Annotated in this window: 23 protein-coding genes; 8 read left to right on the top strand and 15 right to left on the bottom strand. The window is 63.4% G+C overall.

The annotated features are described in order from the left end of the window. Positions 1 to 9: 9 nt before the first annotated feature. Positions 10 to 771, bottom strand: coding sequence for a hypothetical protein (locus tag AOT87_RS23445; protein ID WP_057968100.1), 762 nt, complete (start codon positions 769 to 771; stop codon positions 10 to 12). Further along, entirely contained in the window at positions 764 to 1,042 is a 279-nt protein-coding gene (locus AOT87_RS23450) for a putative holin (protein WP_030096352.1), read from the bottom strand. Before AOT87_RS23450 ends, AOT87_RS23445 begins: the two co-directional genes overlap by 8 nt. A 78-nt stretch (positions 1,043 to 1,120) precedes the next feature. On the opposite strand from AOT87_RS23450, the gene AOT87_RS23455 reads away from it, so the two are divergent. The 3 genes from AOT87_RS23455 (at position 1,121) to AOT87_RS23465 (ending at position 4,284) form a co-directional block, all read left to right on the top strand. Next, positions 1,121 to 3,148, top strand: a complete 2,028-nt coding sequence (locus AOT87_RS23455; protein ID WP_057968101.1) for a prolyl oligopeptidase family serine peptidase — start codon at positions 1,121 to 1,123, stop codon at positions 3,146 to 3,148. Positions 3,149 to 3,207: 59 nt separating this feature from the next. Further along, positions 3,208 to 3,645: a nitroreductase/quinone reductase family protein gene (locus AOT87_RS23460; RefSeq protein ID WP_057964355.1), complete on the top strand. Its 438-nt coding sequence runs from the start codon at positions 3,208 to 3,210 to the stop codon at positions 3,643 to 3,645. A 447-nt stretch (positions 3,646 to 4,092) separates the two neighbouring features. Continuing rightward, positions 4,093 to 4,284, top strand: a complete 192-nt coding sequence (locus tag AOT87_RS23465; protein WP_046256038.1) for a hypothetical protein — start codon at positions 4,093 to 4,095, stop codon at positions 4,282 to 4,284. A gap of 8 nt (positions 4,285 to 4,292) precedes the next feature. Here AOT87_RS23465 and AOT87_RS23470 read toward each other — a convergent pair whose 3' ends face one another. From AOT87_RS23470 to AOT87_RS23490, 5 genes are all read right to left on the bottom strand, one after another. Then, complete coding sequence (locus tag AOT87_RS23470) at positions 4,293 to 5,129, bottom strand: hypothetical protein (RefSeq protein WP_057968102.1); 837 nt, start codon at positions 5,127 to 5,129, stop codon at positions 4,293 to 4,295. Between the two features lie 72 nt (positions 5,130 to 5,201). Further along, positions 5,202 to 6,068: a polyphosphate kinase 2 gene (gene ppk2 / locus AOT87_RS23475; protein WP_030096347.1), complete on the bottom strand. Its 867-nt coding sequence runs from the start codon at positions 6,066 to 6,068 to the stop codon at positions 5,202 to 5,204. A 58-nt stretch (positions 6,069 to 6,126) separates the two neighbouring features. Further along, positions 6,127 to 7,653 carry an aldehyde dehydrogenase family protein gene (locus AOT87_RS23480; protein ID WP_057964354.1) on the bottom strand — a complete coding sequence of 509 codons (1,527 nt, stop codon included), beginning with the start codon at positions 7,651 to 7,653 and terminating at the stop codon, positions 6,127 to 6,129. A 41-nt stretch (positions 7,654 to 7,694) separates the two neighbouring features. Then, positions 7,695 to 8,222 carry a mycothiol transferase gene (locus AOT87_RS23485; RefSeq protein ID WP_057968103.1) on the bottom strand — a complete coding sequence of 176 codons (528 nt, stop codon included), beginning with the start codon at positions 8,220 to 8,222 and terminating at the stop codon, positions 7,695 to 7,697. Beyond that, on the bottom strand, positions 8,219 to 9,412 hold the full coding sequence (locus AOT87_RS23490) for an MFS transporter (protein WP_044105043.1): 1,194 nt from the start codon (positions 9,410 to 9,412) through the stop codon (positions 8,219 to 8,221). The genes AOT87_RS23485 and AOT87_RS23490 overlap by 4 nt, the downstream gene beginning before the upstream one ends. 202 nt (positions 9,413 to 9,614) lie before the next feature. On the opposite strand from AOT87_RS23490, the gene AOT87_RS23495 reads away from it, so the two are divergent. The 5 genes from AOT87_RS23495 to AOT87_RS23510 all read left to right on the top strand — a co-directional run bounded on the left by AOT87_RS23495 (position 9,615) and on the right by AOT87_RS23510 (position 14,359). Beyond that, positions 9,615 to 9,965, top strand: a complete 351-nt coding sequence (locus AOT87_RS23495) for a metalloregulator ArsR/SmtB family transcription factor (protein ID WP_057968104.1) — start codon at positions 9,615 to 9,617, stop codon at positions 9,963 to 9,965. Between the two features lie 58 nt (positions 9,966 to 10,023). Then, the gene (locus AOT87_RS23500; protein WP_057968141.1) at positions 10,024 to 10,467 is read left to right on the top strand and encodes an SRPBCC family protein; all 444 of its coding nucleotides are present in this window, start codon (positions 10,024 to 10,026) and stop codon (positions 10,465 to 10,467) included. 228 nt (positions 10,468 to 10,695) lie between these two features. Beyond that, on the top strand, positions 10,696 to 12,369 hold the full coding sequence (locus tag AOT87_RS23505) for a PE-PPE domain-containing protein (protein WP_057968105.1): 1,674 nt from the start codon (positions 10,696 to 10,698) through the stop codon (positions 12,367 to 12,369). A 275-nt stretch (positions 12,370 to 12,644) separates the two neighbouring features. After that, positions 12,645 to 12,809 carry a hypothetical protein gene (locus AOT87_RS28500; protein WP_044105041.1) on the top strand — a complete coding sequence of 55 codons (165 nt, stop codon included), beginning with the start codon at positions 12,645 to 12,647 and terminating at the stop codon, positions 12,807 to 12,809. Between the two features lie 38 nt (positions 12,810 to 12,847). Next, positions 12,848 to 14,359: a trehalose-6-phosphate synthase gene (locus tag AOT87_RS23510; protein WP_057964350.1), complete on the top strand. Its 1,512-nt coding sequence runs from the start codon at positions 12,848 to 12,850 to the stop codon at positions 14,357 to 14,359. Here AOT87_RS23510 and AOT87_RS23515 read toward each other — a convergent pair. From AOT87_RS23515 to AOT87_RS23550, 8 genes are read right to left on the bottom strand one after another with little or no spacing between them, the layout of a single operon-like run. Beyond that, positions 14,356 to 14,859: a hypothetical protein gene (locus AOT87_RS23515; protein WP_057968106.1), complete on the bottom strand. Its 504-nt coding sequence runs from the start codon at positions 14,857 to 14,859 to the stop codon at positions 14,356 to 14,358. The two genes, AOT87_RS23510 and AOT87_RS23515, sit on opposite strands and share 4 nt — an antisense overlap. Further along, entirely contained in the window at positions 14,838 to 15,518 is a 681-nt protein-coding gene (locus AOT87_RS23520; RefSeq protein WP_057968107.1) for a hypothetical protein, read from the bottom strand. Before AOT87_RS23520 ends, AOT87_RS23515 begins: the two co-directional genes overlap by 22 nt. Further along, on the bottom strand, positions 15,515 to 17,044 hold the full coding sequence (locus tag AOT87_RS23525; RefSeq protein ID WP_057968108.1) for an MCE family protein: 1,530 nt from the start codon (positions 17,042 to 17,044) through the stop codon (positions 15,515 to 15,517). Before AOT87_RS23525 ends, AOT87_RS23520 begins: the two co-directional genes overlap by 4 nt. Further along, positions 17,044 to 18,219, bottom strand: a complete 1,176-nt coding sequence (locus AOT87_RS23530) for an MCE family protein (RefSeq protein ID WP_057968109.1) — start codon at positions 18,217 to 18,219, stop codon at positions 17,044 to 17,046. The genes AOT87_RS23525 and AOT87_RS23530 overlap by 1 nt, the downstream gene beginning before the upstream one ends. Further along, positions 18,216 to 19,622 carry an MCE family protein gene (locus AOT87_RS23535; protein ID WP_057968110.1) on the bottom strand — a complete coding sequence of 469 codons (1,407 nt, stop codon included), beginning with the start codon at positions 19,620 to 19,622 and terminating at the stop codon, positions 18,216 to 18,218. Before AOT87_RS23535 ends, AOT87_RS23530 begins: the two co-directional genes overlap by 4 nt. Beyond that, complete coding sequence (locus AOT87_RS23540) at positions 19,619 to 20,677, bottom strand: MCE family protein (protein WP_057968111.1); 1,059 nt, start codon at positions 20,675 to 20,677, stop codon at positions 19,619 to 19,621. Before AOT87_RS23540 ends, AOT87_RS23535 begins: the two co-directional genes overlap by 4 nt. After that, entirely contained in the window at positions 20,670 to 21,704 is a 1,035-nt protein-coding gene (locus tag AOT87_RS23545) for an MCE family protein (protein WP_057968112.1), read from the bottom strand. Before AOT87_RS23545 ends, AOT87_RS23540 begins: the two co-directional genes overlap by 8 nt. After that, positions 21,704 to 22,903: an MCE family protein gene (locus AOT87_RS23550; protein WP_057968113.1), complete on the bottom strand. Its 1,200-nt coding sequence runs from the start codon at positions 22,901 to 22,903 to the stop codon at positions 21,704 to 21,706. The genes AOT87_RS23545 and AOT87_RS23550 overlap by 1 nt, the downstream gene beginning before the upstream one ends. Position 22,904 lies beyond the last annotated feature (1 nt).

Here is a 22,904-nt window from a genome sequence, read left to right on the forward strand (position 1 = left end):
TGGGGAGCGTCAAGCCCGGTCTCGATACTGAATGCCCCAACTGCGCAGCGGTTCCGGGCACAGTGACTGGACTCCGGGCACCGAAGGTGCGGTGCACGCCACATAGCCGTACTTGACACCGGCGGCCGCCACCGAGATCGCGGGCGCCGTCAACACGGCAAAAGCGAGGGCGACCACTATGGGGAGCGGTTCGACCATGGCCAACAGCAGCGCGACCACCACGCAGACAAACACCCAGATCAGAACGTAGGTGACCGCGAGCGTCCGGTCGTTCGGCAACAGCGTCTCGAACCAGTGCTGGTACAGCAGCAGTCCGACCGCCCCGGCGGGAATCCACACCGCCAGCAACAGCAACAGCAATACCCAGCGCTTCAGGAAGGCTGGTTCCCGTTCGGCGGGCACCCGTACCGGCTTCGCCGGTTCGTCGGCGAGCACCGGAACCGCGCCGGTGTAGGGATCGGGCGTCATCGATTCGGCCGACGTGACCGGCATCGCGCCGGTGCGGTCGCTAGCGACGTCAAACGCTGCGGTCAGCGGCAACGCATCGGTGTCGATGCGGCCGGTGGTTACCAGGTCTTCGTCATCCTTGAACGCCGAGAACGCGGTGAAGGTCGCGGTATCCAATCCGTCTCTGGTCCTACCGCCATCGATCGGCACGGCCAGCGGATCGGCCAGGTCGCCCTCGACGATGCTCGGCTTCTCCGTGTCGTCCACAAGCTCGGCTTCAGCGCTCGCCTTTTCGACGGTGTTTTCTGCATTTTTGTCAGACACTGTGAATCACCTGTATCGCCGCAAGAATCCCGAACCACCCGGGAGAAATCGCCAGCACGAATGCCGCCGCAGCCGTCATCCATTTACGCGTGGATGCGATCAAGATGAAGAAACCGATCAAGCTCGGTACCGCGACAACAACGCCGATGAAGAGGTCGGGCCGCACTGGTTCGTGCGCGATGAACACGCTAGACATCCCAGCGACAAGTCCAACTGCTATCCCCAGCAGCATCGCGCTGGCTACAACCTGCGCGCGTGGCAGTGGTATCACGAGAAAACTCCTGCTCGGTGTTCTGTCCGCCCCCGGGCCACCTTCGACCATACTGCGATCACTGGCACACTGGCTCAAATGACGTCGGCGCGCCGCTCCCTGGACCCACATCTCTGGCTCGAAGACATCGGCGGCGACGAGCCGCTGAACTGGGTACGCGAACACAACTCGATAACAACCGGCGAGTTTTCCGGTGCACGTTTTGACCAAATGCGGGCCGAGGCGCTGGCCATTCTCAATACCGACGCACAAATCCCCTATGTACGTCGGCGAGGCGAATTCCTCTATAACTTCCGACGCGATGCCAACAACGCCCGTGGCCTTTGGCGGCGAACCACTTTGGATCAATACCGTCTCGATGAACCCGAATGGGATGTCATCATCGACCTCGACGCCCTGGCGGTCGGCGAGGATGAGAACTGGGTCTGGGCGGGTGCCACGGCACTACGCCCCGAGTTCAACCGGGCGTTGGTGAGCTTGTCGCGCGGCGGATCCGATGCCGTGGTGGTACGCGAATTCGATCTGCAAACACGACAGTTCGTGACGGACGGTTTCGTGTTGCCCGAGGCCAAGACTCAGATCGGTTGGATCGACGCCGATACCGTGTTCGTAGGCACCGATTTCGGGCCGGACAGTCTCACGGATTCGGGATATCCCCGTCTGGTCAAGCGCTGGAAGCGCGGACAGTCCCTCGATGATGCGGAACTGGTTTTCAGCGGCGAATCCTCGGACGTGATGGTGGGCGCGAGCTTTGACGACACACCCGGCTTCGAACGCACCCTGATCAGCCGGGCCACCGACTTCTTCAACTCCGAAGTACACGAGCTGAGTGTCGATGGCGAGCTGCTGCATATCGACGTCCCCACCGATGCCTCGGTGTCGGTGCACCGCGAATGGCTCCTGGTCGAACTCAAGTCGCCGTGGCAGTTGGACGGCGCCGAGCACTCCGCCGGGACCCTGCTGGCCGCTCGCTATGCCGATTTCCTCGCCGGGGACCGCACCGTCACTCCGGTGTTCATTCCCGATGAGCATGCGAGCCTGCACCACTACGCGTGGACGCGGGAACGGCTTACCGTCGTGATCCTGCGCGACGTGGTCAGCGAGATCATGGTGTTCACCCCGGGCAGCTGGGACTCCGAACCACTAAGCGGTGTGCCCTCCAACGCCACCACGCAGATCGTCGCGATCGATGACCTCGGCGATGAGATATTCCTTGACACATCGGGTTTCACCCAGCCGTCCACACTGCTACATGGCACAGCAGGCACCACGGGGGCCTCGGTATCCCCCATCAAATCGGCACCGTCCTTTTTCGACGGCAGCTCCTTTGACGTGACCCAGCACTTCGCACGGTCAGACGACGGGACCGCGATTCCTTACTTCGTCGTGCGCCCCAGCGGATCCACCGAAGCGGGACCCACCTTGCTCGGCGGATACGGCGGTTTCGAGGTCTCCAGGACTCCCGGCTATGACGGCGTGCTGGGCAAACTGTGGCTGTCCCGCGGCGGCACCTACGTGCTGGCCAACATCCGCGGAGGCGGCGAGTATGGTCCGGTATGGCACACCCAGGCAATGCGCGAAGGACGTCATCTGGCGTATGAAGACTTCGCCTCTGTTGCAAGGGATTTAGTGGAGCGGGGCATAACCACCGCGGCACAGTTGAGCGCACAGGGAGGCAGCAACGGCGGCCTGTTGATGGGCGTGATGCTCACGGCATACCCGGAGCTGTTCGGCGCGCTGGTGTGCCAGGTGCCACTGCTGGACATGCGGCGTTACCACCTGCTACTTGCCGGCGCCTCCTGGGTGGCCGAGTACGGCGACCCGGACAATCCTGATGATTGGGAGTTCATCTCCAAATACTCTCCGTACCAGAATATTTCGCCCGGGAAGCACTATCCGCCCGTTCTGGTGACCACCTCGACCCGCGATGACCGCGTCCACCCGGGGCATGCACGCAAGATGACCGCCGCGCTACAAGAGGCCGGACAACCGGTCTGGTACTACGAGAACATCGAGGGTGGCCACGGCGGTGCGGCCAATAACGACCAGTCGGCATTCAAGGCGGCCTTGGCCATCGAGTTCCTCTGGCGCCAGCTCGCACCCTGACCCGAAATCTCAGGGCGATCCCCGATGCGGCCGCGGTGGGCGGAGCAGACAATGGCTCCATGAGCGAATCCAACACCGTTCCACCATGGGTCAACAAGATGGTCAGGGGCCTGCTCCGCAGCCCGCTGCACCCTGTGCTCAGCGGCAACATCGCGTTGTTCACCTTTACCGGACGCAAGAGCGGCAAGGAGTACAACGTGGCCGCCACCTACATTCGCGACGGCGATGTACTGACCGTCTTCACCGACAGGGCATGGGCCAAGAACCTGCGCGACGGGCGCCCCGTCACCGCATTGGTGCGCGGCAAGCGGCTCGATGGCACTGCCCAGTTGTCCACCGGCCCCCAGATCGCCGGGCCACTAGCCGACCTGCTTCACAGAGTGCCGCGCGATGCCAAGTACCACAACGTGCGGCGCAACGCGGACGGCAGCCTCAACCAGTCCGATATCGACCGCGCCGCCGCCACCGAAAGCATGGTGACCGTGCGCCTGTCATGACCCACATCACTTAACGATGGCGACAGTCTCGCAAATCACGCCGCCCAGCCAGACGAGCGTCAGCGAATCACACATCTCGACGTGCACAGTTTGCTCGATAGGTTTTCCACCTCGTCAACCACCACTCGACCTGATCACAAAACCGCAGCTCACAGGTGCTAACTACTGCAAGCACCAAGGGACTCGATTCTTAATTTCCCAGTTCAGAGGCGGGGGAAAATTGAGGGATGGAACCATGCCATCGAGTGCCGTTACCGAAATCGAGACCGATCCGTGACCGTCGCGGGTTGTTGCCGTTAGGTGTGCTCGGCTAGCTTGGTAGCTAGCTGAATTATTGGCCTTGGCAAAGTTGCCTGGCGGGCCGTAGTTATTGACCGACATGACGTGAGCGCATTGCAGCGCTTCCCGATGTTCGGTAGTTGGAGCCAGATTGCCGTGAGGTGCACGATGAGAAACGACTTGTTCATCGGCTTGAGTGAGAACGGGTGGGACCGTGCTCCGTGGGATACCGAGCCAGAGTTTTCGCCCACCGAGCTAGACATCCTGCTGGATCGTCGGCTGTCCGTCAGTGACGCCGCCGAACGTGTCGGCTGCGTGGAGCACGACGTGCAGCGCATCCGCGATGCGCACGCCGCCTGACGTTCACGTCAGCGCCGCAACAAACCGCCCACTAGCCCCGACACCACGCCCACCACGATCACCAGGCCACCGGCCGCCATCGTGAGGCTCAGCCAATGGTGGGCATTGCCGATGGCCTGGGTGACCAGACTGTCGGCAACATCGCGCAGATTGTCGTTGACCCGGTTCAATGGCCGATCCAGGTATCGCCGCCCGATCTCCAGCCCCGCCCACCCGGCCGTGCCCACCAGTAGTGCCGAAATGCCAAGCCCAACAAGGCCCTTGGCGCGGCTACGGACCGCCAACTGAGTCAGCCCCGCGAGAACGAGGGTCAAACCGAAGGATATCCACACGGCAAGCTGACCGAAGCGCGCCACCGGCACCAAACGACCCGGCGTCAGACCTGCCAGGCTGTCGTCGGTGACCGAGACCTTCAGGGTCTCCGGCGCTTTGATGGAAAGCCCCTGCGGCACCAGGCTCTTGATCATGGGCGCCACATCGATCTGCCAGCTGCCCTGCGAATCACGTTGCGCCGAGTTCGAGTTCGTGAACAACCACTGGTGCGCCATCCGATTCACCGAAGCGAAGTCCGCACGGAACTGCGGGCCACCGGCGTACGTGGCGGTCAACTCCGCGACCTGGCTCTCGTTGACACGCGAGCCCTGCTTCTTTCCCAGCGACACGATCTGGGTGGTGAGTTCCCCGGCAATCGCCCGCTGCACCCTCGGGTCGTCAGCCGCCGGCGCGGTCAACGCCACATAGCCGTTCTCATCGACAATCCGGGACTGTGTCCAGGCTGCCGTCACCGTCAGAGCCAGCGCGGCAGTGGTCAGCAGCCACAGCAGGACCGCGAACAGGAATCGCATCGAGCCCAGGTTAGTCCGGCCGTCCGCACCGAGGCGACTTCGGGATCTGGAACCGGGGGTCGGCGGCGGGATCTAGTCCGTGAGCGCGCGACCCAGGATCAGTGGATCGGCCTGACCGACGACGTCGACATCCTTGTCGTCGTAGTCGAACTTGCCCAGAACGTGCCGCATCGCGCTGACGCGGGCCCGCTTCTTGTCGTTGCTCTTCACCACGATCCACGGCGCGTGATCGGTGTCGGTGAGCGAGAACATCTCTTCCTTGGCCCTGGTGTAGGCATCCCACTTGTCCAGGGAGGCCAGATCCATTGGTGAGAGCTTCCACTGACGCACCGGGTCAACCTGCCGGATCGCGAAGCGGGTGCGCTGCTCGGCGGAGGACACCGAGAACCACAGTTTGGTCAGGCTGATGCCGTCGTTGACCAACATCTGCTCGAAAAGCGGTGCTTGGTGGATGAATTCGGAATGCTGCTCGTCGGAACAAAATCCCATGACGCGCTCGACACCGGCACGGTTGTACCAGGAGCGGTCGAAGAAGACCATCTCGCCGGCAGCCGGCAGATGCGGAACATACCGCTGGAAGTACCACTGGGTGCGTTCCCGTTCGGTCGGCTTCTCCAGCGCGACCACGCGGGCACCACGGGGGTTGAGGTGCTCCATGAACCGCTTGATGGTGCCGCCCTTCCCGGCCGCGTCACGCCCCTCGAAGAGGATGACGTGCCGGGCGCCGGTGCGCTTGCTCCAGTTCTGCAGCTTGAGCAGCTCGATCTGCAGCAGCCGCTTCTCCAGCTCGTACTGATGGCGGCTCATCCGCTCGTCGTACGGGTAGTTCTCTCGCCAGGTGTCCACCGCGACGCCGTCGGGCGCGATGAGTACCGGATCGTCATCGTCATCGTCGTCGACGGTGTAGCCCTGCGCAGCGGCGGTAATGGTCTCGGTCACCAGCGGAAACTAACCCCGGCAACCGTCGCCAGGGTGGCCGACGAGTGAACGTGAGGTGTCAGCGGCGGAAGGGGCGCAGTGCCTTGTTCGAGAGCTTGGTCAGGCTCTTGAGCGCCACCGGCGCCAGCCAGCTCGGTCCGCTGTACCACAGCGGCTCACTGGGCAGCGTCACCCGGGTGTCGACGATGGCCTCGGTACGGCAGTACTTGAGCAGACCGCTGGCGCCACCGAAGCGCGAGCCCATCCCCGAGCCCTTCCAGCCACCGTGCGGCGCGGTCAGACAGGACAGGTTCATGATCACGTCGTTGATGTTGACGGTACCGCAATCAAGTTGCAGTGCAATGCGTTCGGCGCGCCTTCGGTCCTTGGTCCAGACGCTGGCAGACAGCCCGTACTCGCTGTCATTCGCCAGGGCGATCGCCGTGGACTCCTCGGAGAACCGCATGATCGGCAGCGTGGGACCAAAGGTCTCCTCCCGCATGCAGTCCATGGAATGGTCCACGTCGACCAGCACGGTCGGAGCGTAGAAGGTACCGCCGCCCGGAACCCGCGCGCCGCCGGTGAGTGCCCGCGCACCCGACGCAACTGCTTGGCGCACATGCCGATCCACGACCTCGAGCTGATTCTCGTCGATCATGGCGCCGACGCTGTGATCCATCCCGGCGCCGATCTCCAGACTGCGCACCTCGTCGACCACCAGGTCGACAAACTGTTCGTAGATCGAGTCGTGGACGTACACCCGCTCGACGGAGACGCAGGTCTGACCGGCGTTGAACATGCTGCCCCACACCGCGGCATGTGCGGCACGTTTGACGTCGGCGTCCGCGAGCACCAGCATCGGGTCCTTGCCGCCGAGTTCCAGGCTGACCGGGGTGAGGCGGCGTGCGGCGCGCTCCATGATCTTCTTGCCGGTGGCCGTCGATCCGGTGAACTGGATGAAGTCGACGTTGTCGATCAGTGCCTCGCCGACCTCACGTGCGCCGTGGACAATCTCGAACACCGGCGGCGCTCCGATTTCCTCCCAGCCGCGTGCGATGAGTTCATCGGACAGCGGCGTGCGTTCGGAGGGCTTGAGCAGCACCGAACAGCCCGCCAACAGGGCCGGGATCACATCCCAATATCCAAGTGCCACAGGATAATTCCATGGTGAGATGACTCCTACGACCTTGCGGGGCCGCTGATGCAGGGTGATCTTCTTGGTGTTCATGGCGATGGACGAGGCCGGCCGCGACTCGGGTGTTAAGAATTCCGCCGCACGAGGCGCGTAGTACGCGATGATCGCGAGAATCGACGGAATCTCGATGCCCGCGTCGATCTTGGACTTACCGGTCTCGGCGATCAACTGGGCCTCGATACGCGGCGTGTTGTCGGTCAGCCACTGCGCGAAGCGGGCCAGTACCTTGCCGCGTCCCTCGGGCCCGAGTCGCTCCCACGACGGCTGCGCCTTCGCCAGTTGTGTGGTGATCACGGGGATATCCGCGGGATCGGTCCAGTTCACCTGCCCGACGACCTGCCCGTTCGCGGGATTGCGTACGTCGCGGGCAGCGCTGTGGGCGGTGCCGAGGTTTTCAGACGTCGTTGTCATTAGAGGAGTCTGGCACGCGGGGACCCACGTCGCCATCCCCACTAGTTGGTTGGAATCATCCCGCGCAGGTAGGCGGCTTGACCCAGGTGCTGGGCACAGTCGTCCACGATGCTGACCAGCCGGACACTCGCGGTGACCGGCGGATCCCAGTGCTGATCGACAACACGCGCAAGTTCGGAATCGGTCAGGGTGTCGACATAGCGCAGTGTCATTTCATGCACGTCCTGGTAGTAGCCACTGAGCAGGTCGACCGTCGCGATCACCTTGGCCACATCCTCGGGCGTGTGCCCGTATCCGTTGGAGTCGGCGGGCAGGTCGAGGCCGAATCTCGGCTCCCATCCGCGGGCCGTCCACACCGGCTCGGCACCCGTGATGGCACAGATCTGCACGTCCTGACAGCGCGCCGAATGCCAAATGAGCCAGGCGATGCTGTTCGCGTCCGGCGTGGGCCGATAGGTCACCGCCGTATCCGACAGACCATCGGTCACCTCACCGACATGTTCGATGATCCGGGTAAAGCTGTCACGCAACAGTTCCCGCGCAGACGCGGCTGCCTCGAAGTCCGTCACGGTTTGACAGTACGCCCGGCCTTGGGCGCCGCCTTGGTCGCGGGCGCGCTCATCGTCAGCGCACCTGCCGCACAGCCACAGACAAGCACCGCGAAGATGGGCAGCAGCAAGGCGGTGTTGAGGGACAACGCATCGGCAAGCCAACCGATGAGGGCCGGCCCACCCAGCACCGCCACATAGCCAGTCCCGACCACCCACGACAGCACTCGGCCCTCGTGTTGTTCGTCGATATTGCCCGCCACGGTGAATACCTGCGGAACGCCACCGGCAAGCCCGAGGCCCACGGCCGCCCAGCCCGCCATCGTGAGAGGCAGCGCCGGCGACGCGATGACGGTCAGCAGACCGACCGCGGCCAGCGCACAGCCCCAGCGCAGGACCAGTACCCGGCCAACTCGTTCGACGAGCTTGTCGACGGTGAAACGACCCACCGTCATGGCCGCCATGAACACGCCGAATGTGAACGCACCCCATGAATGGGAGGCACCCAGGTGCTCCTGTGCGTGCAGACTGCTCCAGTCGGTCGCCGACCCTTCCGAGAGCATCAGCAGCATGGCCAATACGCCCAGGAGAAAGACCTGACCCCGGCGGCAGGTGACCGCGGGCGGCAGCGTGTACGGCACGGTGTCCGGCGCTTCGGCCTCACCGACGCGCAGCTTGTCCTTCAACAGCACACTGGCCGACGATCCCAGCACCACCAGGCACAGCACGGTGACGCCGAGGACCGTGACGAAGACCGGCACGTGCACCGCAAATGCCACGGTTCCGATACCGGCGCCCACCACATTGCCCACGGAGAACACCCCGTGGAACGAGGCCATGATCGGCCGACCGTAGAAACGCTCCACGTCGACCGCGGCAGCGTTCATCGCGACATCGGTGACACCGACGGCGACACCGCACAGGAACGCACCCGCTCCGGCGATCCACACATTCGTGGCCGACAGCGGGATATTGACGCCAAGCGCCATCGCGGCGCCTCCGGCAACGGCGATGGGCCCGCTGCCGAATCGGTCGACAAGCACACCGCTGATCAGCATGCCCACCAGCGCGCCGCCACCCAAGACCAGCACCACCAGACCCAGCGCCGTCGAGGACATCCCCGTGGCCTGCTTCATGGTCGGCAGGTGCACAGCCCAGGTGGCCACCACGAGCCCGAACGATGCGAATACACCGATAACGGCAATCCGCATACGCAGCGGTTTCGTCAAGAAATAGTCCTCACCTCGGCGTTGAGCCGGCGATCACGCCCCCACCGCGACCTCGGCGAGCAGCACTCACCGGTACCTGTTGACCACAGTACTGACCCTGACCACGACGGGCCGCAGCAGCGCCACATCGCCTTCGCCTAATATATCTCTTGACATTCATATGATTTCATGGTGATATGAGCCCATGGACGCCTTCATGGTGATCGCCGACCCGACCCGACGCCGGATCATCGACACCCTGCGCGAAGGAGCGGCCGATGTCACCACGCTGATCGAGCGACTCGATGTTTCGCAGTCCCTGGTGTCCAAGCACCTCGGCGTCCTGCGCGATGCCGGCACGGTTCGCGTGGAGGTCGCCGGGAAGCGCCGCGTCTACCACCTGGCCGACGATCCCCTGCCCGCCGTACTGGCCTGGGTAACGCCCTATCACCGCAAGTGGGCCAACGCGTTCGATCGCCTCACCCATCTCATCGACAGCGACGCCGACAGCGCCGCCGACGATCATGACAACACGAAGGACGACAACCGTGACTAATCCCCTGGAGGCCACCCTCACGCCGTGCGACGACCACGACGGCAAATGGGTCCTGACGATGTCCCGCGAGTTGAACCATTCGCCGGAGAAGGTGTGGCAGTGGCTCATCGACCCCGACAAGTTGCGTCAGTGGTCACCCGCAATACCCGATCGCCCACTGGACTCGGTGGGAGCCGCTCAGGTCCAGGAGACCCCGGCAGATCCGATACTCGACGGTGAAGTGCTCACCGTCGACCCGCCACACGAGCTGATCCATCGCTGGGGTCCCGACGACACCCTGCGCTGGCGAATCGAGTCCACAGAGAAGGGATGTCGGCTGACCCTCGAGCACTCGATGTCCGATAGGGGTAACGCGTCGGGAAATGCCGGCGGTTGGCATATCTGCCTGGACACTCTCACCCTCGCCGTCGACGGGACACCGCGCGGCCGCGTGGTCGGCCTCGATGCCATGACTCACGACTGGCAAAACCTCAACGACAGGTACGCGAGGATGCTCGGCTGAGCGCTCAAAGAATTTGCTGAAAATCCTCGACCATACTGCGGGCGAGCCAGCTAATTTAGATACGATTCTGCGTCTAAATTAGCCGTTGAACAGGAACTACAACCGCAGTGGTCAATATGTTCGCTTCGGTTGATTCACTCCCCTTGGGGTATGGCGTAAACGCTTTGCCCTACTTACTCTCATGCCACCGCATTCGGCAACGGCGCCGAAAGCACAGGAGGGGTCCTGATGGCTGCGCAGCATTCGGTTTTGGGGAAACGTCGCTCGCTCAAACGCTCGGTGGCCGCCACCGCGGCGGTGGCGGCGGCCTGCACCGTGCTGGCACCGGTCGCCATCGAGTCGCGAACCATCGCTTCGACGCTCGCGTCCTATGTCATCGGAGTCGGCGGCCGCGGCGACGGCGCAGGCGCGAACATTCCCGCCAAGCTCGGCGGCCTCAACGGCTTCTACGACCCTTCTTCCGACGCATACGTCCCCGTTTCCTATCCGGGGACGATGTGGCCCGTCGACGGCCTGCGGGACAAGACCTTTCGCCAGTCTGTCACTGCGGGGCACACGGTACTGGCCCACGAGATTGCGACCCATCCGGGGCAGAAGGTCATCATCGGCTACTCGCTCGGCGCGGTAGTCGTCAACGAGTCACGCAAAGACCTCGAAGAACAGTACGGACCCAACGGAAACCCGGATATCCAATTCGTCCTCATCTCCAACGCTTACAAGCCCAATGGGGGCATTCTGGCCCGCTTCCCTGGTATCTGGATTCCGTTCATGGATATCTACTCGACCCAGCCTGCGAAGCCGGACATCTTCACCACCACGGACATCACCAACGAATACGACACAATCGGCGACTTCCCGGCCTACTTCAACCCGCTGGCCATCGCCAATGCCCTTGTGGCATTTCCGTATACACATCCGGACCAGTTCTATGACGGCACCGATCTGAATAAGTACGACGACGCGAACGCCGTTGCCGACAAGACCCAGATCGACGGCAGCACGACCAAGTACTACTACGAAGACGGCACGACCAAGACGGTGGTCACCAACGCGAACGGCTCCACATCCACCTACTACGTCGTGCACACCGAACATCTCCCGCTGCTGCAACCGCTACGCGATCTCACCAACCCGATAGGCGCCTCCTTCGTACTGGATGCCATCGAGCCCACCCTGCGGGTGTTCATCGACATGGCCTACGACCGCGAGACCGGCCCGGGCACCGTAAAACCGTTCAGTCTCTTCACCCCATCGAAGAAAATCGTCGATGCAGTCAAGAAGCTGCCCGGTGCCATCGAGGAAGGCGCCGAGAACTTCCAGAACGGACTGCCCGGGACTGCGGCGCCCAAACAACCGGCACAGGTCGACAAAACCGCCAGTCCCGCTGCTCCCCAGGTTGATTCCACAAGGGCCACACCGCCCGCGGCCCAGACACCCGCACCGACCAAGCTCTCCGATCCCACCGCAATCGCGGTCAGCGCAAGCACCGTGCCCACCACGCAGGCCAAGATGGAAACGGGGACCAAACCCGAGGCCACGCCCGACGAGAACCCGGACCATGGCAAGCCTGCCGTCGCAACCGTCAAGGACGACATCGACACGTCGAAAAACACAACGAGGCCAACCCTGCGCCTTCCGAAGCTTCCCGCGTCACGCCCCGGAACGACACCTAAGAATCCGAAACTCCCGTCGATCAGAGAAGGCCTCACGTCGATACCGGGCCTGGGCGCCCGCAATGCGCCCGACGCCACCGGCACCGGTTCGGGGCCCAGCAAGGAAACCGTCGGCGCCGGAAATGGCGGTACTGCCGAATCCGGCGCCCACGCCGGCCCCAGTGACCACGCGAACTCGGGCGATCACGGCAAATCCGGGGACAACCATTCCGGGAGCAACGCGGCCTGACCCGACCGCCGCATCACGAATCAGCCAGATCAAAACCTCCGCGTTCTCGCGCGGAACCGAGTCAACGTGCCAAGACTGGGCGGAACATGCGCAAAGATGGCTGTGATCAGGGCTTCTGCACCATCAATGCCCTTCCGGAGCGGGGCACATCCCGGGGTATTGGGACCCAAAATGCGGGATCGCACTGGGTCGACGGCAGGTAAGTAGCAACCCCTCAGAGTGATGTGCGCATTCCTCATGTGGGCGCCTGGCACTGCGTCGCCTAGACTGGATGAATGCCAGCCAAGACCGAACCAGCCGCGATCGACGACCTCGAGCCGCTGGCCGACGAGACTGCCCACCAGGCGCAGCGCGTCGTGGCCGCCTACGCGAACGATGCCGACGAGTGCCGCATGCTGCTCGCGATGCTGGGTATCGGGCCAACCAAGGTCGACGCGTAACTCATACGTCTCCTCGCGATTCGTACTGAGAAACAAACATGGTGCCTCGATCGGATGAGCGATCGGCCGTCGAGCCCGCCTTCGGCGGCTCCGACTTTGTCGTCGTCGCCAACCGCCTCCCGATCGACCTGGTAAAGCTGCCTGACGGTTCTACTACCTGGAAGCGCAGCCCCGGCGGTCTGGTCACCGCCATGGAGCCGCTGCTCCGCAAGCGCCGCGGCGCTTGGGTGGGCTGGCCGGGTGTCGCCGACGCCGATGTCGAGCCGGTATCCGAGGACGACATGGTGCTCTACTCGGTGCGACTGTCGACCCAAGAGGTCAACGAGTACTACGAGGGCTTCTCCAACGCCACCCTGTGGCCGCTGTATCACGATGTGATCGTCAAACCCGAATATCACCGGGAATGGTGGCAGGCCTACGTCGATGTGAACCGTAAGTTCGCGGAGGCAACGGCCGCGGTGGCCGCCGAGGGCGCCACCATCTGGGTGCAGGACTATCAGCTGCAGCTGGTGCCCAAGATGCTCCGCATGCTGCGCCCCGACCTGACGATCGGGTTCTTCCTGCACATACCGTTCCCGCCCGTTGAACTGTTCATGCAGATGCCCTGGCGCACCGAGATCGTCGACGGACTGCTGGGCGCCGATCTCATCGGGTTCCATCTGGCCGGCGGTGCCCAAAACTTCATGTACTTGGCACGAAGATTAGTGGGCGCCAGCACGTCTCGCGCATCGATCGGCGTGCGCTCGCGGTTCGGTGAGATTCGGGTGGGCTTCCGCACCGTGAAGGTGGGCGCGTTCCCCATCTCCATCGACTCGGCAGAGCTCGACAGTGTGTCCCGCAGTAAGCACATTCGCCAGCGCGCCAAGGAGATTCGCGCCGAGCTCGGCGGTCCGCGCAAGATCCTGCTGGGTGTCGACAGACTCGACTACACCAAGGGCATCGATATCCGGCTACGCGCCTATGAAGAACTGCTCGCCGAGGGCCGCGCCAGCAGCAGCGACACCGTCTTCATCCAGCTCGCCACCCCCAGCCGCGAACGCGTCGAGAGCTACAAGAAGATGCGCGGCGATGTGGAGCAACAGGTCGGTCACATCAACGGCGAGTTCGGCGAGGTCGGCCATCCGGTGGTGCATTACTTGCATCGGCCGGTACCGCGCGAAGATCTCATCGCCTTCTTCGTCGCCGCGGATGTCATGTTGGTGACTCCGCTGCGCGACGGCATGAACCTGGTGGCCAAGGAGTACGTGGCCTGCCGCAGCGATCTGGGCGGCTCGCTCGTACTTTCCGAATTCACCGGCGCCGCAGCGGAACTACGCCAGTCCTATCTGGTCAATCCGCACGATATCGACGGCGTGAAGGACGGAATCGAGTCGGCGCTCAACCAGACCCCTGAGGAAGGGCGCCGCCGCATGCGGGCGCTGCGCCGCCAGGTACTCGCGCATGACGTGGATCGATGGGCGCGCGCATTCCTGGAGGCGCTGGCCACACCGGCCACCGGCGATTCGATCGCGCCGGAACAGCCGGCGGTGCTGGGCGGCGAACCCCTTTAAAGCGGCGTGATGTAGGAGATCAACCACTTGTCTCCTGAGCGCGTGTAATCCACCTGAATCGACGACGAGTCGTATACCGGAGTGCGCGACTGGTCCGTGATGGTGCGGTTCATGTACACCACCACCTGCGCCGAGTCTCTATGCGCGGCAATGATTCCGGTGCCCACGATACTGGTCTGGCTGACGATCTTGCGCTGCTTGGCCTGCGGGATGATCTCGCGGTTCGCCTTGTCTTCGAACTCACGCCGGTACTCGGGGGTCAGCCCCGCGTACTGTTCGTCGAGGCTGCGCTCGACGGTCTGATAGTCGTATCCGAAGATGCTTCCCACCTGCTTGCCGGCCTGCTTGATCAGCGTCTGTCCCGCAGCTCGACTGGCGATGGTGTCGACCCGGTGCCAGTACATACCGCCTGCCACGGCGGACAACCCGATCACGGCCAGCACCACAACCGCGACGAAAGTTCTTGTCAACCAGCGCATCAGCTCTGTCCGTCCGGCCATCTCAGGTCATATGCGGTCATGTTGCCCTGCTGATCCTCGGCGACGATCATCCGCATGCGGTACGACTTGGAGGGCTCGTTGACCCCCGAGTCGGCGTTGGTGAGGGTTACCCGCGCGGAGATGAGTATCGAGGCCTTCTTACTCACCTCGTCAACGCTCTCCAGGCTCGCCTTCTTGATCACCACCTCCGAGCTGGTGCCGGTTTGGTGGTACAGCGCTTTGAGATTCGCGGTGTTGTCGGGGTTGAAGGTGCCCCGCAGCGGTCCGCTGGTGCTGTTGACGAACTGGTCGACGTTCTTGTCGATGCTGTCCGGGCTGTAGGTCATCATGTTCGTCACCGTCTGCACGGCCGTGTCGACGAAATGCTGGTCGCGCGCGGCCCGCACGTCATCGCGGTGCTGGGCACGACCCATGAGCGCCAGTGCCACCCCCAATGCGCCAATCAGCACCACTGCCAGCACCGATGCCACCCATGCCACAGCGCGCGCGTTTCCCTGTCGACGGGAATCGGAAACGGAGGGTTCGGGCTTCGACCGGATCTCGGTGCGGCCCAACGACACACTGATGGGCTCGGCACTGGTCTCACTCGTGGGGCCGGCCGGCCGGGCTGCCCGCCGACGCGTTGTCTGCGACGTGGCCTTCGGCTCGTCTTGGGTCATACCGGCTTCGGCCCCAGCATCAAATCCGCCCACGTCTCCGCCTCACTACCGCGGTCCAGCGCAGGCGCGTACACACTCGGCTGGTTGTTGGCATCGAGGAACACACCATTCTTCGGATCATAGGCACGTGCCGCCATCGGCTCCGATTTCGCTGCTACCGGCATCACGTCGCCACCGGCCGGCGGGGCCTCCGGAGCCGGTGGAGGTGGCGGTGGCAGCGTCGGAGTACCCGGATCCGGCTCGGCACCCGGCGGTATGTTTGGGAACTTATTGGGCGGCAAGATGTTCCGCGGATCCTCCACCGGGGTGCCATAGGGTGCGGGCGGGCCGCGCCACGGGTTAGTGCCAATCGGCACGTATCCGCGCGGGTCACGGCACAGCTGAATGGTCGGTGCCCGCTTTCCGGGGAACTCCTGGCACGGGTAGTTGCGCGCGCCGCGTACCGCGCTGGGATCGTTCTGAGCGGTCTTGCAGTACATGTCCCTGGGCAGCTCGCGCAGGGTCTCATCGGCCGGGGTACGCATCAGCGGTGCCGGAACGAAACCGGTCAGGCATGGCGGCGGGTCACCCAGGTTCAGCCGGAAGTCCAGCTTCGCGCCCTCGTCCATCGGGGCACCGCCGGCGACGGTCAACAGCGCGGAGAACAACGCGGGCAGGATCACCAACGACTGCTCGATGGACTTGTTGTAGATGACGCCGACCCGCCCCAGATTGGCCAGGCTCGCCGCGAGTACCGGGAACGACGGGCGAATACCCGCGAACAGTTCGGAGGCTTCCTCGGCGGCACCCGGTGCCACCTTGAGGAACTGCCGCAGCTGCGGGTCGGCCTTGGCGAAATGCTCAGTCAATGCCGCCAGGCTGGAGACAGATCCGCGGATGTTGTCACCGCTACGGATCTGGGCATCCAGCAGTGGCCCCACCTGATCGATCAGCTTGGTGGTGCTGCCGTAGTCGGCGTTGGCCTCCTGGATCAGCAGCCGCGACGAATCGATCAGCCGGGAAAGTTCCTGACCGGATCCGTTGAATGCCTTGAACGCCTCGGACAGCACCTCGCGGAGCCGGGTGTCTGCGACGGTGTTGACCAGCCCGTCTGCCTGGCGTAGCAGGGTGGACACATCGGTGGGGATGGCGGTGCGATCGGTACCGATCACGTCACCTTGCCGGAGGCTTCCGGCAGCACCCGTGGGGGGCGGCACCAGATCTACGTACTGCTCGCCGATGGCGGAGACGCTCTTGACGACGGCCCGCACATTGCCGGGCACCTTGACGTCGTTGTTGAGCCGCATGCTGGCGGTGACGCCCTCGGGAGTCAGCGCCACATCGGTGACCCGCCCAATCTGCACGCCACGGTAGGTGACGTTCGCGTTCTGATACAGGCCGCCCGAGGCAACGAACTGCGCCTTCACATCGTGTTTCCCGATGCCGAGCGCGGTGGGCACCCTGAGGTAGAAGATCGCCATCAGCGCGACACTGATCACCGTGACGGCCGCGAAAATCATCAGCTGGATCTTGATCAGCCGTTCCATCAGCGACCACCTCCCTGTGGGGCGGCCGGGGCTGCGGGGGCAGGCAAATCGAACGGGCTGGTCTCCTTGCCGTTCAGGTTGGCCATGGATCCGATGAGCCATTCCGGTGGATTCACCACATCATTGAAATGTTGCATGTTCGGGTCGAAGAACGATGTGGTGAAAAGCGTTTCACCCAGGCGCCGAGCGGTCAGGTCGAACGTCACGAAGACATTCAGGTAGTCACCGCGCACCGCGTTGCGCAGATACTTGGTGCTGAACGGGAACGTGGGCAGCAGATCGAGGCTGTCGATCAACACGTCCCGGTTCTCGGCCAGCGCCCGCACCACCGGATACAAACCCTTGAGGTCGGCGACGAGGTCTTCCTTGGTGGTTCGGAGCACCCGGTCAGTGATCTTCGCGAGGTTGCCCACCGAGCGGAACGCCTCGATGATGTTGGCGCGATTCTCGTTGAGCACCTTCAGCGCGGGTTCGATTGAATCGATGGCGCGCCCAAGGCTTTCCTTGTGTTCGGCTAGGACTCGGGAAAACTTGTCGATGCCCTGCATGGCCGAGATGATGTCGTCCCGCTGCGCGTTCAGCGAGGAGATCAGCGTGGCGAGTTTGGGCAGCACCTGGGTCAGGTTGCCGGTACGGCCCTTGAACAGGTTGTAGGTCTCGTCGGTGATGTCTTGTATCGCACCGAGATTGCCCTTGTTGACCACGACGGAAAGCGCGGAGAGCACCTCTTCGGTGCTCGGGTATTTGCCGGTACGGCTCAGCGGAATCGTGGCACCGCCGGTCAGCCTGCCCACCGCGGGCTCGCCGGTGGGGGCCGCCAGCTCGATGTGCTGCGAGCCGAGCAGGCTGGTCTGGGCGACCTTGGCGACCGCGTTGGCAGGCAGCTTGACCTCGGGCCCCAACGAAACTTTCACCCCGGCATACCAAGAGCCGTCGGGCTTTTGGTATGCATCGATACCCGACACGCTGCCCACCGTCACGTCATCCACCATGACCGGGGAGTTCTGCGGCAACGTGGTGACATCGGGCAGCTCAACGGTGATGGTGTAGGACCGCGATCCATGTCCCGCGGTCCCGGGCAGGTTCAACGAGTTCAACCCGTTGAACTGGCATCCGCTGGCGACCACCGCGACACCGACTCCCATCGCCATGCCACGCAATACGTTTCGGCTCATCGCGGCGCTCCCGGAATCGCTGGCGGTGCAGCCTCATCCGCAGCCGCGGGGAATCCCGGCGGCACCGGTCCTGGCTCTGCGGGACGCAGCTCCGTGCCCGGGGGTGGCGGCGCGTTGACTTCCTCAGGCCCGAGCATCAACGCACTGAGGTCCTGTGGTGATGGCTTCGGCGGCGGCGGTGCGCCGTTGGGCCGAACCCACACCAGATCCTCGCGGGGGGCCTCGGACTTCGCCTCCGTCTCAGGAGTGTCGTAGATGATCTGTCCCTTGTACGCCGAGATCTGGTTGATCGGGTGCAGCAGGATCGGGGCGTAGTTGAATGTCGCGCGGCGTAGCACAGGGCCCATCCGTTCACGGCAGATCTCGGCCCGCTTCAAATACTCGGTCTTGGTGCCCGTTTCGAACACACCACCACAGATGAACTGCACCGGGTTGGCCAGGTTCGGAATCGAGAGCATGCCGTTCAACGTGCCTGCCGCGGGGTTGTAGATGTTGTAGAAGTTGGCCAGACCGTTCGGCGCGACGTGCAGGATCTGCTCGACGTCGTCGCTCTGGTCCGAGAAGATCTTCACGAAATCGCTCAGCTTGTTCACCGAGTCGACGAGCGCAGAGTTGGTGTCTCCCAGGAAACCTCGCACATCGGTGAGGGCCTGGTTGAGGGCACCCAAGGTGGCTCCAAGGTTCTCGGTGCTGGCTGCCAGTACCTTCGACACCGATGCCAGGTGAGTGCTGAACTGCACTATCTGTTCATTGGAGTTCGCCAACGCATCCACCAGCACCTGCAAGTTCTTGATGGTGCCGAACAGGTCCGTGCGCGAATCACCGAGCCGCCCGGCCGCCTGCGAAAGTTCACGCACCGCATTGCGGAACGAGTCGCCGTTACCGTCGAAGGTGCTCGCCGCCTGGTTGATGAAATCACTGACCGGCCCCTTGGATTCACCCTGCGGCCCCAGGCTGTCGCTGAGCTTGGCCAGTTCGGTCTTGACCTCGTCCCATTCGATCGGGACGGCGGTCTTGTCCAGTCCCAACGAGGCACCGTCGGCAAGAGCCTGTCCCTCCGTGTAGGCCGGGGTCAGCTGAACAAACCTGGCGGTCACCAGGTTTGGCGCCATGATGATCGCCTGTGCGCCTTCGGGCACCTTGAACTTGTCCGGGAGTTCCATGGTGACCTTCACGTCACCCTCGCGCGGCTCGACAGCGGTGATGCGCCCTGCCTTCACACCGAGGATGCGAACGTCATCACCCGGGTAGAGCCCGACGGCCGAGGCGAAATGGCCGATGATCTTGTGGGTTCCGCGGCTGGGCCACACCCAGTACAGCAGGCCGCCAACGAGTGCCACCGCGAGCAGTGCGTAGACGCTCTTCCGGAGCCAGGGTTTCAGACGGCTCTCTTGTGTTGTCATGGCGATTTCGGCCTCATGACTTGGCGTTCACCGATCAGACCGTTCAGGTAGTCCGAGAGACTGGCGGGCAGCTTGCCGGGCTGGAAGTAGGTGTCGAACATGACGGCGGTCAGCGTGGCGGGCGGGAAGCCGTAGACGTTGACGTGGAAGCCCGGTCCTGAGGAGACGACCTCGCCGAGTGCCGTGCCGTATCCCGGTAAACGCTTGAGCGCCTCACTGATATGGGCCTTGCGGTCCAGCAGATCATCGAGCACGAGGTTCAGTTTCTCCATGGTGGGCCGGAATTCCTGGCGGTTGTCGGCCACGAATCCACTGAGCTGCTGGGACAGTCCCTGCACACGATTGATCAGCTCACTGATCGCCAAACGCCGCTCGTCGAGCGCGGCGAACAGCTGATTGCCATCGGTGACAAGCTTGTTCACCTGCCCGGCACGCTCGGAAAGAATCCCGCTGACAGACTTGGCACGGCTCAACAGCTGTTCGAGGGCGGCATCGCGGGCGTTGAGCGTGCGTGAGAGCGAGGCGACACCGTCCAGGGCACCGCGCAGCTGCGGGGTGGCATCACGCATCGCATCCGTGATGACCTGCAGCGACTGGTCCAGTTGCGCCTTGTCGATTCCGCCCGCCGATGCGCCCAGATCGCTCAGCGCACTGTTGAGCGTGTATGGAGTTCTGGTGCGGCCCAACGGAATCTCGGTGATGCGGCCAGCTCCCGCCGGTGTCACCGACAGCGATTTTTCGCCAAGCACAGTGGTGGTTCTGATCGCGGCCAGCGACTGGTCACCCAGACGGATCGAGCGATCCACGGTGAAGTCCACGCGAACCTGGTTGCCCGCCAAGGACACATCCTTGACCTGGCCCACCTTGATACCCGAGACGAAGACGTTGCTGCCCGGCTCCAAGCCGCCGGAGTCCGCGAAGAACCCGGTGTACTGCCTACCCTGCGGCCAAAACGGCAGACCCGTATAGCCGAACGCCACCAGCACCAGCATCGCCACCACGGCGATACCGAAGATTCCGGTCCGTACCGGATCTTTCTCTTGGATGTCACTCATTTTTGAAGGCACACCTACCCTTCGACGGGTCGGGCGGTCCACCGAATGGGATCAGCCAGTCGGTTCCGACAGGTCCATTGACCTTGATCCGGATGGAGCAGTAGTAGATGTTGAAGAACGATCCGTAGGCGCCAAGAGCGTTGAGCCGCAGGTAGTTTTCGGCCAGGTTCTCCACGACGACGTTGATATCGGCCTTACGCTCGTCCATCCGGGTGGCCAGCTGGCGGGTCTGTTCGATGGTGCCCTTGATGTACGGACGGGTGTCCTTGAGCACCGACTCCAGCGATGAGGCTGTCGAAGCGAGCGGCGGCAACGCTCCGGCGATCACATCGCGCTGTTGCGCCAAGCCGGAGACGAGCTGCTGCAGCTGATCAACACTCGAAGAGAACTGGCTACTCTTCGAGTCCAGAGTGCCGAGCACCTCATTGAGGTGATTGATCACATCGCCGATCAGCTGATCGCGCTCGGCCAATCCCGAGGTGAATGAGGATGTGTCACCCAGCAATTGGGAGAGTGTCCCACCTTGCCCCTGCAGGATCTGGATGAACGCGTTGCTGATCTCGTTGACCTTCGCGGCGTCGAATCCCTTGAGCACGGGCCGAAGTCCACCGAGCAGCGCGTCCAGATCGAGGGCGGGCTGGGTGTGCTCTTTATCGAGTGTTCCGCCATCAGGCAGCTTGCGCAGCTCGCCGGGCCCCGAGGTGATCTCCAGATACCGGTCACCGACCAGGTTCTCGTACCTGACGATCGCGCGACTGGAGCTGTAGAGCTGATACTTCGAGTCGACGTCGAAGGTGACCTCGACATTGTTGTCTTGCTTGAGTGACACGTCCTTGACTCGCCCCACCGGTACACCGGCGATGCGCACCTTCTGCCCGGACCGCAAGTCGGAGGCCGTGGTGAAGATTGCGTGATACCGCTTGCCGGAACCGAATCGGAACTCGCCGAAGGTGATGATCAGTCCCGCTGCCACCAACAGCATCACCACGGTGAAGACGATGACCTTGATCTGTGTACCGCGCAGCATCAGAACTCACTTCGCTTCGCGAAGGCACCGTTGTACAGGTACTGCAGGGTGTCGGGAGCGTTGACCTGCAGCTCCTCCAACGGCTTGTAGGGGATGTACGCGTTATCGGTCACCAGGAAGGGCGACCGATACCACGACCCGTTCTGCGCCTTGGTCGGAATGTTCGGGAGACCACGGCAGTTGGGGCCGCCGGAGCCGTTCACGATGGGCAGGCTGTCCGGATAGGTGTACACGGGCGCACCGAGCGGAAAGCTGTTACTCAGGAACAGACCGGGCCGCACACCGCCGATAAGCGGGGTGAAGGTCACCAACGCCTTGGAGATGGCCTGCAGTGTGCAGGGAATCTCCGGCGAGTACCTACCGAGCAGCGTGGTGGGGGCGCGTAAGCGCTGCAGCGCCGCGGTGAGATCCTTCTCTGCCGGGGCCAGGGTCTCGTATCCGTTGTTACCCAGCCCAATCGCCGCAAGCAGCGTTGCCTTGAGATCCTGCTGCTGGTTCACGATGGTGCGGCTCAGCGTCGGCACATTGTCCAGGATGCGCACAATGTCTAGCGCGGCATCACTGTAGATCTGCCCCACCTGTCCGGCCTTCTGGAAATCCTGTTGCAGGGTGGGAAGTTTGGGATTCAGCTGATCCAGGTACTGGTCGAGCTCGACAAGACCCTGCCCGAAATTGTCGCCGTTTCCGCGTAGCCCCTCGCCGACCGCGGTCAGCGTGGCGTTGAGGTTGACCGGATCGATCTTGCCGAGCAGCCGGGTCAGGTTCTCGAACACCGTGTTGACTTCGAGGGCCACCGACTCTGCGGTCACCGTCGCACCAGGCCTCAGCGACGAATCCGACGGCTGTGGCGGAGCAAGGAATTCCACGGACTTGGCGCCGAAGACGGTGGTGCCCGCGATCCTGACAGAGGCGTTCGACGGAATCATCCTCAGGTCCTTGGCGTTGACCGCGAGCTCCAGCTTGGCCTGCTCATTGACGTAGGAGATCGACTTGACCTTGCCGATCTGCAGCCCGTGGAATTTGACCTTGCCACCCTCTTCCATCACCAGGCCCGCACGGGGCGAGACGACGGTGATGGGCTTGGTATCGGCGAAGGCGTCGTTGTACGCCAGGTAGGTCAACACAGTCAGCGCCACCAACACGGCGGCGAGCACCGTACCGGCTAGCCGGACAGACCGGCGCGACGAATCTCCTGACATG

The sequence above is a fragment of the Mycobacteroides sp. H003 genome, assembly GCF_001440135.1.
Taxonomy (GTDB): domain Bacteria; phylum Actinomycetota; class Actinomycetes; order Mycobacteriales; family Mycobacteriaceae; genus Mycobacterium; species Mycobacterium gwanakae.

Bases quoted from the DNA above. Each gene is read 5' to 3' on its own strand.
- AOT87_RS23515 (WP_057968106.1), bottom strand. From the start codon at position 14,859: ATGGCCGGACGGACAGAGCTGATGCGCTGGTTGACAAGAACTTTCGTC.
- AOT87_RS23490 (WP_044105043.1), bottom strand. From the start codon at position 9,412: ATGCGGATTGCCGTTATCGGTGTATTCGCATCGTTCGGGCTCGTGGTG.
- AOT87_RS23530 (WP_057968109.1), bottom strand. From the start codon at position 18,219: ATGAGCCGAAACGTATTGCGTGGCATGGCGATGGGAGTCGGTGTCGCG.
- AOT87_RS23480 (WP_057964354.1), bottom strand. From the start codon at position 7,653: ATGACAACGACGTCTGAAAACCTCGGCACCGCCCACAGCGCTGCCCGC.
- AOT87_RS23525 (WP_057968108.1), bottom strand. From the start codon at position 17,044: ATGGAACGGCTGATCAAGATCCAGCTGATGATTTTCGCGGCCGTCACG.
- AOT87_RS23465 (WP_046256038.1), top strand. From the start codon at position 4,093: ATGAGAAACGACTTGTTCATCGGCTTGAGTGAGAACGGGTGGGACCGT.
- AOT87_RS23495 (WP_057968104.1), top strand. From the start codon at position 9,615: ATGGACGCCTTCATGGTGATCGCCGACCCGACCCGACGCCGGATCATC.
- AOT87_RS23510 (WP_057964350.1), top strand. From the start codon at position 12,848: ATGGTGCCTCGATCGGATGAGCGATCGGCCGTCGAGCCCGCCTTCGGC.
- AOT87_RS28500 (WP_044105041.1), top strand. From the start codon at position 12,645: ATGCCAGCCAAGACCGAACCAGCCGCGATCGACGACCTCGAGCCGCTG.
- AOT87_RS23535 (WP_057968110.1), bottom strand. From the start codon at position 19,622: ATGACAACACAAGAGAGCCGTCTGAAACCCTGGCTCCGGAAGAGCGTC.
- AOT87_RS23470 (WP_057968102.1), bottom strand. From the start codon at position 5,129: ATGCGATTCCTGTTCGCGGTCCTGCTGTGGCTGCTGACCACTGCCGCG.
- AOT87_RS23455 (WP_057968101.1), top strand. From the start codon at position 1,121: ATGACGTCGGCGCGCCGCTCCCTGGACCCACATCTCTGGCTCGAAGAC.
- AOT87_RS23460 (WP_057964355.1), top strand. From the start codon at position 3,208: ATGAGCGAATCCAACACCGTTCCACCATGGGTCAACAAGATGGTCAGG.
- AOT87_RS23505 (WP_057968105.1), top strand. From the start codon at position 10,696: ATGGCTGCGCAGCATTCGGTTTTGGGGAAACGTCGCTCGCTCAAACGC.
- AOT87_RS23540 (WP_057968111.1), bottom strand. From the start codon at position 20,677: ATGAGTGACATCCAAGAGAAAGATCCGGTACGGACCGGAATCTTCGGT.
- AOT87_RS23550 (WP_057968113.1), bottom strand. From the start codon at position 22,903: ATGTCAGGAGATTCGTCGCGCCGGTCTGTCCGGCTAGCCGGTACGGTG.
- AOT87_RS23500 (WP_057968141.1), top strand. From the start codon at position 10,024: ATGTCCCGCGAGTTGAACCATTCGCCGGAGAAGGTGTGGCAGTGGCTC.
- AOT87_RS23545 (WP_057968112.1), bottom strand. From the start codon at position 21,704: ATGCTGCGCGGTACACAGATCAAGGTCATCGTCTTCACCGTGGTGATG.
- AOT87_RS23520 (WP_057968107.1), bottom strand. From the start codon at position 15,518: ATGACCCAAGACGAGCCGAAGGCCACGTCGCAGACAACGCGTCGGCGG.